Raw genomic sequence first — 14,397 nt, forward strand, 5'->3', positions numbered from 1 at the left:
AGAGTGGGGCCACGCAATGCGCGGCGAATGCGGGGATTCTATACGCGCGGGGCGCTCAGCCGATCAGCCGGCCGTTGCGGATGCGGGTCTTGCCGCCCATGCGCAGCGCGCTGCCCAGGCGTTCCAGCTTGTCCTGCAGCGGACCCACGTGCGCGTGGCAGATGGCGCAGGCCAGCGCGTCGGCCGAGTCGGGGGCGGGCACGCCGTCCAGCGCCAACAGGTGTTGCACCATCATCTGCACCTGTTCTTTCGCCGCGCGGCCGGTGCCGACCACGGCTTTCTTGATCTGCAGGGCGGTGTACTCGTGCACGGCCAGCGAACTGTCGGCCAGCGCGCACAGCGCCGCGCCGCGCGCCTGCCCGAGCAGCAGGGTGGAAGCGGGATTGGTGTTCAGGAAGACGATTTCCAGCGCGGCCACGTCGGGTTGCGTGTCGCGGGCCACCTGGCGCAGGTTGTCCAGGATGACCTTCAGGCGTTCGGACAGCGTCAGCGCCGGCGGGACCACGATGGTCCCGCTGGCCACGTAACGCAGCCGCGAGCCATCGGCATCGATCACGCCGAAGCCAGTGCGGCGCAGGCCGGGATCGATGCCGAGGACGCGCATCAGTGGCGGAAGTGACGGGTGCCGGTCAGCACCATGGCGATGCCGTGCTCGTCGGCCGCGGCGATGACTTCGTCATCGCGCACGCTGCCGCCCGGCTGGATCACGCACGTCGCGCCCGCAGCCACCACCACGTCCAGGCCGTCGCGGAACGGGAAGAACGCGTCGGACGCCACGGCCGAGCCCTTGAGGGTCAGGCCGGCGTTTTCCGCCTTGATGGAGGCGATGCGGGCCGAGTCGATGCGGCTCATCTGGCCGGCGCCAACACCGAGGGTCATGCCGCCGCCCACGAACACGATGGCGTTGGACTTGACGTACTTGGCGACCTTCCAGGCGAACGACAGGTCGTTCAATTCCTGTTCGGTGGGCTGGCGCTTGGTGACGACCTTCAGGGCGTCGCGCGGCACGTTGTAGGCGTCCGGGGTCTGCACCAGCCAGCCGCCGCCCACGCGCTTGATGTCGAAGGCGTTCTGGCCCGTGCCCATCGGCACTTCCAGTACGCGCACGTTCTTCTTGGCAGCCAGGATGGCAAGCGCCGCGCCGTCGTAGGCGGGGGCCAGCAGCACTTCCAGGAACTGCGCGCTGACGGCCTCGGCGGTCGCGGCGTCAACCGGACGGTTGAAGGCGATGATGCCGCCAAAGGCCGACGTCGGGTCGGTCTTGAAGGCCTGCTGGTACGCGCCCAGCGTGTCGGCCGCCACGGCCACGCCGCAGGGGTTGGCGTGCTTGACGATGACGCAGGCGGGCGCCTCGAAGCTGCGCGCGCATTCCCACGCCGCATCGGCGTCGGCGATGTTGTTGTAGGACAGTTCCTTGCCCTGAAGCTGGCGGTAGTTGCCCAAGAGGCCGGCCGGACGCTGCGCGTCCACGTAGAAGGCGGCGCTCTGATGGGGGTTTTCGCCGTAGCGCAGGGCCTGTTCCTGCTTGACCTGCAGCGTCAGCGTGCCGGGCCATTCGTTGCGGGCGGGCACGGCTTCCTGCGCGGGTTCGGCGTCGGTCAGGCTGGTCAGGTAGGCGGCGATGGCGCCATCGTAGGAAGCCGTGTGGGCGTAGACCTTGGCGGCCAGCGCCAGGCGCAGACCGTACGAGGTCGAGCCGCCCTTGTCCATTTCGGACAAGACGCGGGAATAATCGACCGGGTCGATCACGACGGTCACGCCGCCGGCTTCGGTGCCGTGGTTCTTGGCGGCGGCGCGCAGCATGGCCGGACCGCCGATGTCGATGTTCTCGACGGCGTCGGCAAACGTGCAATCGGGCTTGGCGACCGTTTCACGGAACGGATACAGGTTGACCACCAGCATGTCGATGCGATCGATGCCTGCCGCCTTGATCGTGTCCATGTGCTCGGCACTGTCGCGGCGGGCCAGCAGGCCGCCGTGGATCTTCGGGTGCAGCGTCTTCACGCGGCCGTCCAGGATTTCGGGCGAGCCGGTGTGGGCGGCCACTTCGGTGACGGTCAGGCCGGAATCGGCAAGCAGCTTGGCGGTGCCGCCGGTCGACAGCAGGCGCACGCCACGCGCGGCCAGGGCGCGGGCAAATTCAACGATGCCGGTCTTGTCGGACACCGAAAGCAGGGCGGTTTCGATTTTCATGATGGGACGGAGTGGGGCGGGGGCGCCTTTCTCGTTCTGGTCGGATGGGAAATCTGGAGGGGGCGGCGGCGCGACGCAGGCGCCGCCCGCGCGAGGGAAAGCTAAACCTGGATATTGTGCGCCAGCAACTTCTTGCGCAGCGTGTTGCGGGTGATGCCCAGCATCTCGGAGGCCCGGGACTGGTTGCCGCCCGACCGCTCCAACGCTACTTCAAGCACCGGGCGCTCCACGCAGCGCATGACCATGTCCCACATATCGTGGGGCTCGGACTCGCCCAAGTCTTCGAAATAGCGCTCCAGGCTGGCGCGCACGCATTCTTCCAGGACATCTTTCTTGCTCATTTGAGTACAGATATTTTTATGTTGGTGTTTAGGCGGTCATGCCGCCATTAGGGCTTCTGCGGCCGGCGCCGGGGTGGGGGCGCCGTCGCGTGAGAGGGTATCGAACCAGTCCGCCACCGCCCGCCATTGGTCGCGGGTGTTGTCGATCTGGTTCATGCCGGCGCAAAACGAATCCGCGCCCGGCAGGCCGTCCACATACCAGCCTATGTGCTTGCGCGCGGTGCGTACGCCGGTGTGCTCGCCATAGAAACGGTAGTGGTCGTCGAGATGTTCGAGCAGCAGCTCGCGCATTTCCCCATGAGAGGGAGGGGCCAGTGTTTCGCCCGTGCGCAGGAAGTGGTCGATTTCGCGGAAGATCCACGGACGGCCCTGGGCCGCCCGGCCAATCATGACCGCATCGGCGCCAGTGTAATCCAGGACGTGCCGGGCTTTGGCGGGCGAGTCGATATCTCCGTTCGCGATCACGGGGATGCCGATTTCGGCCTTGACGGCGCGGATGGTGTCATATTCCGCCTCGCCCGTATAGAGGTCGGCGCGGGTCCGGCCATGCAGGGTGAGGGCGGCGATGCCGGCGTTTTCGGCCAGTTTGGCCACGCGCAGGGCGTTGCGGCTATTGCGATCCCAGCCGGTGCGGGTCTTCAGGGTGACCGGCACGCCAAGCGGCGCGCAGGCGGCCACCACGGCGTCCAGGATGCGGACTATCAGATCTTCATGGCGCAGCAGCGCCGAGCCCGACGCCACGTTGCACACCTTCTTGACCGGACATCCCATGTTGATGTCGATGATCCGGGCGCCCTTGTTGGCGTTGAAGGCGGCGGCCTCGGCCATCATGGCGGGGTCCGCCCCGGCGATCTGCACGGAAATGGGGGCGATCTCGCCGTCGTGGTTCAGGCGGCGCGAGGTCTTGACGCTGTCCCACAGCTTCGGGTTGCTGGCGGCCATCTCGGACACCGCGTAACCCGCCCCCAGCTTCTTGCAAAGCTGGCGGAATGGACGGTCCGTCACGCCCGCCATGGGCGCGACAAGAACGTTGTTGGGAAGGGTCCACTGGCCTATGCGCATGCTCACATTTTAACCGGCTCGATCGAACCCCCATTTTTGGGGCGCGAGGGCCTGGTAACAAACAGGGAATAAAAGACGGCGATCCAACCCCTATCCGGGGCCGGATCGGGGAGAGGTCAGGCGCGGAATCCCTGCAGCAGGTGTTGCGCGAGCGGGGCGCGGAGCGGGGAGGCAAGGTCCATCCCCAATAGTGCGGCGCCGCAGGCGTGTTCGACGGGCGCAAGCCCGGTGGCGAAGACGCGCGGCATGAAATCGGTGAGCCCGGCGGTGATGAATCGGTCCAGATGGCGCGCGCTGGCGAATTCGGCGAGCGCCGGGCCGGGGTTGGCGCCGGCGTTGGCAGCGCGACGTGAAAGCCAGCCCGCCAGGGTCTGCGCCAGCCGCGCCGCGTCGCGCAGGCCCAGGTTCAGACCCTGTCCCGCCACCGGGTGCAGGGTCTGGGCGGCGTTGCCGATGGCCGCCACGCGGCCGTGCACCTGCGCGCGGCGCGCAGACAGCGCCAGCGGGAACACGTGGCGCGGGGCATGGCTGGACAGGCGGCCCAGGCGGTCGCCGAAGGCCTGCGTCAGCGCGTGGGAAAATGCGGTGTTGTCCAGCGCCGCCAATTCGGCCGCACGGTCAGGCGCGCTGCACCAGACAACCGAATAGGCGTCCGGCATCTGCGGGTGCGGCAGCAGCGCCAGCGGGCCTTCGGAGGTGAATCGTTCCCAGGCCCAGCCGCGCCGTGGCAACGTGGCGTGCGCGGTGGTCAGCACGGCGTGCTGGTCGTAGTCGCGCCGCACATCGGTGGCGCCGGCGCCGTCGGACTGCACGGCGACGCCGCACAGGATTTCTGCGTCGCCCTGCCGGATGCGCACGCCGTCGGCGTCCTGCAGGCCGATCTGCGCCGGCGGGCCCGCCAGCACGGTGACGCCAGACGCCGCCACGCATTCGTCCAATTTCGCATACAGCCCGGCGTAGGCCACCACGCTGCCCAGTTGGGGCACGTTGAAATCGCTGTGCTGAATCAGCGTGCGGCCCAGCCTGCCGCGCTGCGACACATGGATGTTGCGGATGTCGGCCGAACGCTCGGGCCAGGCATGCAGCGACTCCAGCAGCACCCGGCTGCCGTGGTTCATGGCCAGCACGCGCGGATCCGCGGCGGGGACGGCCGCGGCCGGCGTGACGGGGACGGGCGCGCTGCCCGCGAGCAGAGCGATGCGCGCCGGGTCCGGCGCCACGCGCGCCAGCATCAGGGCCAATACGCGGCCCACGGGGCCGGCGCCAAGAATCGCAATGTCGTAGGCGGAGGAAGTCATGCCCGGATTTTACCCGTCCACTACAATCGCGGCAGCCGCCGCAGCCCGGCGCCACGGCTCCCTTACCGGTTGATTGACATGACGCAGGCCCAGGCTTCCTCTTCGCTTTCCGCCGTTTCCGCCCGCCGCCCCCGCAGCAAGGTCGCGGTGGGGCTGCTGGCCTGCCTGTTCGGCGCCTTCGGCGCGCACTGGTGGTATCTGGGCCGGCGCCACGCCTGGCTGGTGACTCTGTACGCGGCCGTGTGCCTGTTCTGCGCGTTCCGCTTCTACTCCGTCTGGTACGACAACCCCGCGTTCTTCCTGCTCTTCATTCCGATGATCGACGGCTTCATCGAAAGCGCGGTTTACTCGCTGATGCCGGACGAGAAATTCGACCGGCTCTGCAATCCGGGGCTGGGCAAGGTGTCATCGACAGGCTGGGGGCCGGTGCTGGTTGCGATCCTGGCCTGCCTGGTCGGCGCCATCGTCACCATGTTCGCCATCGCCATGGTCGTGGTCTACGTGTGGGTGGCCATGGGCTGGCTGGACGGCTACGTGCTGTAAATCGCGCCGCCCTGCTATTCGCGCATCAGCGCCTCGATCTCGGTGGCCTGCACCGGCACGCCGCGGGTGATCAGTTCGCACCCTTCGTCCGTGACCAGCGCGTCGTCCTCGGTGCGGATGCCGATATTCCAGTAGACCTCGGGCACGTCGTCCGCCGGGCGCACGTAGATGCCCGGTTCAATCGTCAGCATCATCCCGGTTTCCAGTGTGCGCCACGGCCGCTCCGCGCCGGTTGCCGTGCCCGGCTCGCGGTAGTCGCCCACATCGTGGACGTCCAGCCCCAGCCAATGGCCGGTCCGGTGCATGTAGAAGCGGCTGTAGTCGCCCGATTCCAGCACGCCGTCCAGCGACCCCTTCAAGAGTTTCAGGTCCAGCATGCCCTGCGCCAGGACCCGCAGTGCGGCCTCGTGCGCGTCGTTGAAGCCGCGGCCCGGCGCGGTGGCCTGGGCCGCCGCGTCCTGCGCCGCCACGGTCAGGTCGTAAAGCGCGCGCTGCGGGCCGCTGTAGCGGCCGTTCACCGGAAACGTGCGCGTGATGTCGCTGGCATAGCTGTCGACCTCGCAGCCCGCATCGACCAGCACCAGGTCGCCGTCGCGCAGCACCGCCTCGCCGGCCGGATAGTGCAGGACACAGGCATTGGCGCCGGCCGCGACGATGCTGTTGTACGCCACCGACTGCGCGCCATGGCGGCGGAACTCATAGAGCAGCTCGGCCTCGATCTCGTATTCGCGCATGCCGGGCCGCGCAACGCGCATGGCCCGCGCGTGCGCGCCCGCCGATATCTTGGCCGCGCGCCGCATCGCCGCGATCTCCGAGGCGTCCTTGATCAGCCGCATGCCGGCCAGCAGTGGACGCACGTCCTGCTGCCGGGTCGGCGGCGTGTGGCCGCCGCGGCTCTTTTCCTGCGCCGCGGCCAGCCAGCGGCGCAGGCGGCCGTCCGTGCGCTTGTCGCCGGCCAGCGGCGCGTACAGCGTGGGGTGGTCCAGCATCAGCGCGGGCACCAGCTCGTCCAGCGCGTCGATGGGGTGGGCGTCGTCAAAGCCGAAGTAGGCCGCGGCGGCCTCGGGGCCGAAGCGCTTGCCTTCCCAGAGTTCGTGCTCGACATGGCGCGGCCGGCAGAACAGCACGGCCCGGTCCGTGGCGCCGGCAACCAGCACCAGCCACGCGTCCGGTTCGGTAAAGCCGGTCAGGTAAAAAAAGTCGCTGTCGTGCCGGTAGGGGTACTCGGCGTCGCGGTTGCGGATGGCTTCCTGCGCCGTTGCCAGGATGGCGATGCCGCCTCCTTCTGCGCGCATGCGCTCCATCAGGCGCTGGCGCCGCGCGGCGAAAGGGGCGATGTCGTCGGGAGGCAGGCTCATGGCGGGCGGGCCGGAGCGGGCAGCCCCGGCAAAGGCGGAAGATGGGGCCTACTTTACCCGCCATCCCGCGAATGCAACACCCCGGCGGTGAATCCGCGATGGCGGCGCGGCGATGACTGGACGGCGCGCGAACCGCTGCTACAATCGCCGCTCTGTCATTGGGGAGTAGCCATCCTTTTCCCCGAAAGGAGTCAGCGTCAACAGACTTGGTGGTTCAGTGCTGCGGAGCAGCCGCTAGAACCCCATGGCGCTGACGGCACCCACGTCCGGCTTGCCGCCGCGTGGATCAGCCAGGCGAGACCTTTGGCCGCGTAGCGTTCACCCTTGGCCGGGCGAGCCGCTGCGTCGCGCCAATGGTATCTGCTCGTCCGGCCGTGTTCCCATGTTGCTCACCCTGTTTCTGTTTTTCCTGTCCGCGGCAGTGATCTACGTCGCGTGCGAGTTCTTCGTCAATGGCGTCGAATGGGTCGGTCATCGCTTCCAGTTGGGCGCGACCGCCACCGGCACCGTGCTGGCGGCCTTCGGCACCGCGCTGCCGGAAAGCGCCGTCACCTTCATGGCCGTGGTCTTCGGCGATACCCCCGAACAGAAGGACATTGGCGTCGGCGCCGCGATGGGCGGCCCCCTCGTGCTGGCCACGTTGGCGTACGCCGTGGTGGGCCTGGCCCTGTGGCGTGCGCGCCGCGGCCAGCCCGCGCAGGCCGACTGTATCAACGCGGACCAGCGCCGGCTGGCCCGCGACCAGGCCTGGTTCATGGGCATCTTCATCTTCAAGGTGGGGCTGGGGCTGCTGGCCTTCGCCTGGAAGCCGTGGCTGGGTTTCGTGTTCCTGGCCACCTACGGGCTCTACATCAAGCGCGAACTGAGCAACGACGAGGAATGCCTGGACTGCGAGGATCTCGAACCGCTCAAGCTGCGTCCGCGCGACCAGAATCCGACGATGTTCTGGGCCGCCACGCAGACCATCATGGCGCTGGTGGTGATCGCCGGCGCCTCGCACGTCTTCGTGAACCAGATCGAACTGCTCGGCATCGCGATGGGCGCGTCGCCGCACGTGGCGGCCCTGCTGCTGGCGCCGGTCGCAACCGAATTGCCGGAGATCATGAACGCGCTGATCTGGGTGCGGCAGGGCAAGGAGCGCCTGGCGCTCGCCAACATCTCGGGCGCCATGATGATCCAGGCCACCATTCCCAGCGCGCTCGGCATCTTCATGACGCCGTGGTTGCTGGACGCGCCGTTGCTCGCGGCCGGCCTGTTCACCATGGTGTCCATCGGCCTGTTGTGGATGCGCTTTCGCCGCGCCGCCATGAGCGTGCCGGCGCTGTCGGCCGTGGGCGGGCTGTATGCGATCTTCGCCGGCTACCTGGGCTGGCACTTCTACGCCTGAACGCGTCCGCCGGACGGGCTGCCCGCGCCTGTCCGGCTTTGCGTCATTTGTGCGTCAAAAATGCGCACAACCCTTGTCCATCAGTACAAACCCGCGTAAACTCGCGGTGTTTTCCATCCCAGGAGCAGTCTTCGTGAATACCGATTCCGGCGAAAGTTGTCGATCTTGCATCGACGTCGCTGTCTGACAGGATCCACGCAGAACTCCGTCTGCCGCATCCTGTCATTCAGGTTGCGGTGTATCCCAAGCGCCAGGCATCAGCCCGGCCCATAGTGCAGGCCTTCGGTCTGCCGGGACTCCCCCCGACATAAACCGCCAGAACCGCCGCTAGTCGCAGCGCCAGCGTTCGTGCACGTTCGTCGTGTCCGCCGCAAGGGCGTTGTCCGGCTGCGCTCGTGTTCGCGATTACGCTCCGCCTTCTTGTCATGGAGGTCGTTATGCGTTTCTTCGACTTGTTCCTGCGCCGCGCCGGCGTGGACCGTGCCACCGCCCTGGGCCGCCGCCGCGGCACGTCCCGGCTGACGGTGATCTGTCCTCGCGGCGAGATCGGCGCCTTGCGCAAGCAGATCTGCCTGGACTTCAGCGCCGCTGGCCTGGACGTCGCGCAAGTGCAGATCGACCAAGGCCAGGATCCGGATCTCGCGTCGGCTTGCATCACCGTCAATTGCCCCCCGGAACTGCGGGCGGAACTGATGACGCAAGCACGCCGCCTGAGCGCCAACCCTTCCGTCCGCCACGTGCATTTCGGCGCGCAGGCCGCAATGGCCTGATCGCGCCTTTCATTTACCCCAGGAGAAATCATGCCTAGCGCCTTAGACCCAGAGCCTCGATTGCGCCCTGTGCGCGGCTCCGGCATGCCTATCTGACCCGTCATCTCCCTGCGAGCCGACTGGCCGGATAGACATCCCGGTCCGTACGGAACCCGCAGCACGGAATCCCCGGCCCACTACGCGCCTCGCGCGCCCCGGCGCCCGGTCCTGATTCCACCGCCCGCTCCCTTTCCGTTTTCTGCACCCGGCGCGCCATAGACGCGATCCGGACACCGGCAACATTGCTCCGGCGCCTGCGCACGCCCGTTTGCGGCGGCCTCTCGGCATTTCCTTGGAAACGCCGCGGACCGCTGCTGCCTGCGCGCGGCCGCCATCGGCAGGGTCGTCCGTGTCTCCCGCAACAACTTTAATAAATGCGGAGCACTCCCATGTTTGCTTTCCTGAAGTCCTTTTTTTCTTCCGCCGCGCGTCTGCGCCGCACCGGCCGGCACTTTCGCCGCGCCCCCATCCTCGAACAAGGCGGAGATCACGCCGCGGCATCGTCCGAGGCCGCCCGCCGCGCCAGCCAGCGCATGGTCGAGACGTCGCGGCTCGGCTTCGATTCGCTATTCGAGCGGTTCGGCAGCGGCTGGGGCGGCCTGTCCGACGCCCAGGCGCTGGCCGCGCGCGAACGCCACGGCGCGAACGAGGTCGATCACGAAAAACCGCTGTCCTGGCCGGCTCACCTGTGGCTGTCCTACCGCAATCCGTTCAATCTGCTGCTGACCGCGCTGGCCGTGCTGTCGTGGCTGACCGACGTGCGCATGGCGGCGCCCGAGGAACAGTCCTGGACGGCGGTCGCGATCATCGGCTCGATGGTGGTGATCTCGACCGTGCTGCGCTTCGTGCAGGAGCAGCGCTCGAACCGCGCCGCCGAAGCCCTGAAGGCGATGGTGCGCAACACCGCGACGGTGCTGCGCAGCGACGCCGGATCGCCGGCCGCCGGGTCGCCGGCCGCCGGATCGCCGGACGCGGGAAATGGTCGCCGCTTCTTCGGCGCCGCCTTGCATGCCACCGGCTCGCAACAGCGCGAAGTGCCGCTGGCCGACCTGGTGCCGGGCGACGTGGTGCTGCTGTCCGCGGGCGACATGGTCCCCGCCGACTGCCGCATCCTCAACGCCAAGGACCTTTTCGTTGCGCAGGCCGCCCTGACGGGCGAATCGCTGCCCGTCGAAAAGCACATGTCCCCGCGCGAGTCATCCGCCAATGCGCTCGAGCTGGAGAACATGGCCTTCATGGGCACCAATGTGGTCAGCGGAGCGGGCAGCGCGCTGGTGGTGTCCACCGGTTCGGATACGTACTTCGGCCAGCTGGCGGGGCGCGTCACGCAGACCTCGCGCGCGCCCACGCAGTTCCAGCAGGGCATCAACCGCGTGAGCTGGATCCTGATCCGCTTCATGCTCGTCATGGCGCCGGTGGTGATGCTGATCAACGGCTTCACCAAGGGCGACTGGCTGGAAGCGCTGCTGTTTGCGCTGGCCATCGCGGTGGGACTGACGCCTGAAATGCTGCCCATGATCGTCACCGCGACGCTCGCCAAGGGCGCCGTGCGCATGTCGCGCCGCAAGGTTGTGGTCAAGCGCCTGGATGCGATTCAGAACCTGGGCGCCATGAACGTGCTGTGCACCGACAAGACCGGCACGCTGACGCAGGACCGCATCGTGCTCGAGCGCCATACCGACGTCTATGGCGCGGCCAGCGACGACGTGCTGGCGTACGCGTACCTGAACAGCTTCTACCAGACGGGCCTGAAGAACCTGCTGGACGTGGCGGTGCTGGAACATGCCGAAGTCGCGCGCAGCCTGGACCTGGCGGGCCGTTACCGCAAGATCGACGAGATTCCGTTCGATTTCTCGCGCCGCCGGATGTCCGTCGTGGTGAACGAGACCGAGAACGGCCGCGACCACCACGAGCTGATCTGCAAGGGGGCGCTCGAGGAAATGCTCTCGGCCTGCACGCAGCTGCGCGTGGGCAATGCGGTGCATCCGCTGACCGACGCCCGCCGGGCCGACATCCGCCGCGTGACCGCCGGCCTGAACCGCGACGGCCTGCGCGTAATCGCGGTGGGCGTCAAAGAGCTGCCGCCCACGCAGCAGGCCTACGGCGTCGCGGACGAATCCGATCTGGTGCTGGTGGGATACATCGCGTTCCTGGATCCGCCAAAGGAGTCGACGGGGCCGGCGCTGGCCGCGCTGAAGGACTCGGGCATCGAGGTCAAGGTGCTGACCGGCGATGTTGAACTGGTCACGCGCAAGGTCTGCCGCGAAGTGGGGCTGGACGTGCGCAAGGTGTACCTGGGCGCCGAGATCGAGGCGATGGACGACGACGACCTTGCCGTCGCCGTGCGCGAGGCCAACGTGTTTGCCCGCCTGTCGCCCATCCACAAGGAACGCATCGTCCGCAGCCTGCGGGCGCAGGGCAACACGGTAGGCTTCATGGGCGATGGCATCAACGACGCGCCGGCGCTGCGGGCGGCGGACGTGGGCATCTCGGTGGATTCGGCGGTGGATATCTCGAAGGAGGCCGCCGACATCATCCTGCTGGAAAAGAGTCTGATGGTGCTGGAGGACGGCGTGATCGAAGGCCGCAAGACCTTCTGCAATATGCTCAAGTACCTGAAGATGACGGCCAGCTCGAACTTCGGCAACGTCTTTTCGGTGCTGGTTGCGAGCGCCTTCCTGCCGTTCCTGCCGATGCTGCCCATCCATCTGCTGCTGCAGAACCTGATGTACGACATTTCGCAGACCGCGATCCCGTTCGACAACGTCGACGAGGAACTGCTGAAGCAGCCGCAGCGCTGGGACCCGGACGGCTTGGGCCGTTTCATGGTGTTCTTCGGCCCGATCAGCTCGATCTTCGATATCGCCACGTACGCCGTCATGTGGTACGTCTTCCAGGCCAACGCGCCCGAGCACCAGACGCTCTTCCAGTCCGGCTGGTTTGTCGAGGGCCTGTTGTCGCAGACGCTGATCGTGCATATGATCCGCACGCGCCGGATTCCCTTCCTGCAAAGCCGCGCTTCGTGGCCGCTGATGGGCATGACGCTGATGGTGATCGCGCTGGGCCTCGTGCTGCCGTTCTCGCCACTGGCGGAGTATTTTCAGTTGCAGGCGCTGCCCTGGAGCTACTTCCCCTGGCTGGTCGGCATCCTGCTCGGATACTGCGTGCTGACACAGGCGCTGAAGGGTTTCTGGGTGCGCCGCTACGGTTGGCAGTAGGCTGATGCAATCGGTGGCGGGTGGCCCCCGCCGCCAACGCAAGGAAAGATCATGAGAATTGCATTTTGCGCCGCATTGGCGGCGGCCGGCCTGATTCCGCCCTGTACCGCGCTGGCCGCGGACGAGGGGACCGGATTGCAGCTGTACGGCGTGGTGGATGCCGGCGTGGCCGTGACCCGGGTGTCGGGGCAGGGCAGCCAGAGCGGCCTGCTCAACGGCGGGCTGACGGATTCGTTGTGGGGGCTGCAGGGGACGGAAGACCTGAGCTCGGGCTGGGCCGCCAACTTCCAGCTTGAAAGCGGCTTTGACCCGTCCAGCGGCAACGCGGCCGACGGCAGCCGCCTCTTCAACTATGGCGCGTGGGTCGGCTTGGCCCACGCGGACTATGGCGACCTGCGGATTGGCCGCCAATACACCGTCGGCCAGACCTACGGCGACGCGCTGGAGATCGCCTCCTGGAAGGACATGGGCATGGGCGCCACGTTCAAGGCGTCGGACAACTACCAGTTCAGCAACATGGTGAACTGGTATTCGCCGCAGTGGCGCGGGTTCCAGGCTGGGGTCGGATACGCCTTCGACGCCGATGGGCAGGACAACTTCCGCACCAACCAGAACACCCGGGCAATCAGTGTGGGCCTGAAGTATGAGGACGGTCCGCTGCTGGCGGTTGCGACATGGGAGCAACTGCGCCTGGCGGGCCCACCCGCGGCGGCCGAGGGGCGTCCGCAGGCGGCGCAGTTGGGCGCCTCATATGACTTCGAGGTGGCCAAGGTGTCGGTGGCGTGGTCGCGCCAGCGCAACGGTTACGTGGGGCTGGACGGCGGCGACCCGGATGGGCTGGGCATCGGGCTGGGGCCGGCCGCCTTCGTGCAGGGCGGCACGGTCGATGCCTGGCTGGTCGGGGTCAGCGTGCCCGCCGGGCCGGGCGCCGTGCTGGTGCAATGGTCCCTGGCCAAACCCGACTGGAATTGGGCCAATGGCATGACGGCGCGCAATGCGCAGGTTGCGACGCTGGGCTATACCTACGACCTGTCGCCGCGCACGACCCTCTACGCTTTCGCCGGCTATGCGTCCAATTACACGCTGGACAACCAGTTCGACCCCGGCAACGCCCACACCACGCGCATCGGCACGGGATTGTCGCACCGCTTCTGACGCTTTCCGCCCCCGGCGGCGCCCGGCAGCGGACAACGGCGGGGTCTACTACAATCGCCTGAGATCGGCGCCGGGCGCGCCGGTCCTTGTCTTCGCGTCGTTTCTCGGATGGCCCGCATGGATAGTCTCGAATGGCTCGTACCCTGGGAGTTCTCTCCCACGCTGGTGGCTTCCTTCCTGGTGGCCATCGTGCTGTTCGTACGCGGCCAGCGGGTCCACCATGTCACGCGCGCGCGCCGCATTCTTTTCTGGACGGGGATGGTCCTCTTGTACCTGTCCCTGCATACCCGCCTCGACTATTACGCCGAGCGCATGTTCTTCATCCACCGCATCCAGCATCTGGTCCTGCATCATCTCGGACCGCTGCTTGTCATGGCCGCCTTCCCCGGACAGGTGATGCGGGCGGGCCTGCCGATGCGCTGGCGCATACGGCTGCGTGATTTCCTGCGCACCGGCGCGGGCCGCGCCACGGTGGCCGTGCTGACCCACAAGATCTTCGTGCCGGCCCTGTTCGTGTTCCTCGTGCTGGTCTGGCTGATCCCGTCGGTGCAGTTCTATTCGATGCTGGATTGGCGCTTGTACCGGGTCATGAACTGGTCGGTCGTGATCAGCGGCTTCATGTACTGGAACCTGATCCTGGACCGCCGTCCCGCGCCGCCGGCGGCCATGTCGCCCGGCGGACGGGTGATCTCGCCCGTGGCGACCATGCTGCCGCAGATGGTCGCGGGCGCGGTCATCGCCTTCACGGAAAGCGACATCTATCCGCTCTTCGAACTATGCGGCCGGGCCATCGCCATGTCGGCCCAGACCGATCAGACGATCGGCGGGCTGACGATGTGGATCCCCGCCGCGCTGGTGGAAGTGATCGGTCTGATGGTGGCATTGGGGACGCTGATGCGTCTTTCCGCCAAGGGGCGGCTGCGCAAGGCGGACCGCGATGCGCGCGCCCGCGCCAAATCGGGCGCGGCGCTATCTTCATAGGCCCGGCCGGAAATGCGGCGCTGATTGGCGCATTCCCGTCAGGCCGTGCCGG

12 protein-coding genes and 1 riboswitch are annotated in these 14,397 nt (G+C 67.5%); of the genes, 6 read left to right on the plus strand and 6 right to left on the minus strand.

Annotated features, from left to right (window positions below; all coding sequences use genetic code 11):
- Positions 1-55: 55 nt before the first annotated feature.
- The 5 genes from ruvC to AC6LJW_RS05845 all read right to left on the minus strand — a co-directional run bounded on the left by ruvC (position 56) and on the right by AC6LJW_RS05845 (position 4,894).
- Complete coding sequence (gene ruvC, locus AC6LJW_RS05825; protein ID WP_056568849.1) at positions 56-604, minus strand: crossover junction endodeoxyribonuclease RuvC; 549 nt, start codon at positions 602-604, stop codon at positions 56-58.
- Positions 604-2,193, minus strand: a complete 1,590-nt coding sequence (gene purH, locus AC6LJW_RS05830) for a bifunctional phosphoribosylaminoimidazolecarboxamide formyltransferase/IMP cyclohydrolase (protein ID WP_498086759.1) — start codon at positions 2,191-2,193, stop codon at positions 604-606. The genes ruvC and purH overlap by 1 nt, the downstream gene beginning before the upstream one ends.
- Positions 2,194-2,294: 101 nt before the next feature.
- Positions 2,295-2,534 (minus strand): helix-turn-helix domain-containing protein, encoded by a 240-nt coding sequence (locus tag AC6LJW_RS05835; protein WP_006217670.1) that lies wholly within the window; start codon positions 2,532-2,534, stop codon positions 2,295-2,297.
- Positions 2,535-2,570: 36 nt separating this feature from the next.
- Positions 2,571-3,596, minus strand: coding sequence for a tRNA dihydrouridine synthase DusB (gene dusB, locus AC6LJW_RS05840; RefSeq protein WP_056568844.1), 1,026 nt, complete (start codon positions 3,594-3,596; stop codon positions 2,571-2,573).
- A gap of 116 nt (positions 3,597-3,712) precedes the next feature.
- Entirely contained in the window at positions 3,713-4,894 is a 1,182-nt protein-coding gene (locus tag AC6LJW_RS05845; RefSeq protein ID WP_498086760.1) for a UbiH/UbiF/VisC/COQ6 family ubiquinone biosynthesis hydroxylase, read from the minus strand.
- A 78-nt stretch (positions 4,895-4,972) separates the two neighbouring features.
- Here AC6LJW_RS05845 and AC6LJW_RS05850 point away from each other — a divergent pair, with 78 nt between their 5' ends.
- Positions 4,973-5,437 (plus strand): NINE protein, encoded by a 465-nt coding sequence (locus AC6LJW_RS05850; protein WP_498086761.1) that lies wholly within the window; start codon positions 4,973-4,975, stop codon positions 5,435-5,437.
- Positions 5,438-5,451: 14 nt separating this feature from the next.
- Here AC6LJW_RS05850 and AC6LJW_RS05855 read toward each other — a convergent pair whose 3' ends face one another.
- Positions 5,452-6,795 carry an aminopeptidase P N-terminal domain-containing protein gene (locus AC6LJW_RS05855; protein WP_498086762.1) on the minus strand — a complete coding sequence of 448 codons (1,344 nt, stop codon included), beginning with the start codon at positions 6,793-6,795 and terminating at the stop codon, positions 5,452-5,454.
- A gap of 147 nt (positions 6,796-6,942) precedes the next feature.
- Positions 6,943-7,134: riboswitch (yybP-ykoY riboswitch) on the plus strand.
- Positions 7,135-7,177: 43 nt separating this feature from the next.
- Between AC6LJW_RS05855 and AC6LJW_RS05860 the strand changes: the two genes are divergently transcribed.
- From AC6LJW_RS05860 to AC6LJW_RS05880, 5 genes are all read left to right on the plus strand, one after another.
- Positions 7,178-8,182 carry a sodium:calcium antiporter gene (locus AC6LJW_RS05860; protein ID WP_056568833.1) on the plus strand — a complete coding sequence of 335 codons (1,005 nt, stop codon included), beginning with the start codon at positions 7,178-7,180 and terminating at the stop codon, positions 8,180-8,182.
- 437 nt (positions 8,183-8,619) lie between these two features.
- Positions 8,620-8,952, plus strand: a complete 333-nt coding sequence (locus AC6LJW_RS05865) for a hypothetical protein (protein ID WP_056568831.1) — start codon at positions 8,620-8,622, stop codon at positions 8,950-8,952.
- A 428-nt stretch (positions 8,953-9,380) separates the two neighbouring features.
- A complete protein-coding gene (gene mgtA / locus AC6LJW_RS05870) occupies positions 9,381-12,209 on the plus strand; it encodes a magnesium-translocating P-type ATPase (protein ID WP_498086763.1) in 2,829 nt (942 codons plus the stop codon).
- A 51-nt stretch (positions 12,210-12,260) separates the two neighbouring features.
- Positions 12,261-13,364, plus strand: coding sequence for a porin (locus AC6LJW_RS05875; RefSeq protein ID WP_498086764.1), 1,104 nt, complete (start codon positions 12,261-12,263; stop codon positions 13,362-13,364).
- A gap of 108 nt (positions 13,365-13,472) precedes the next feature.
- Positions 13,473-14,345 carry a cytochrome c oxidase assembly protein gene (locus AC6LJW_RS05880; protein ID WP_156395237.1) on the plus strand — a complete coding sequence of 291 codons (873 nt, stop codon included), beginning with the start codon at positions 13,473-13,475 and terminating at the stop codon, positions 14,343-14,345.
- The last annotated feature ends 52 nt before the right edge of the window (positions 14,346-14,397 follow it).

This window comes from Achromobacter sp. 1012554356, assembly GCF_059760815.1.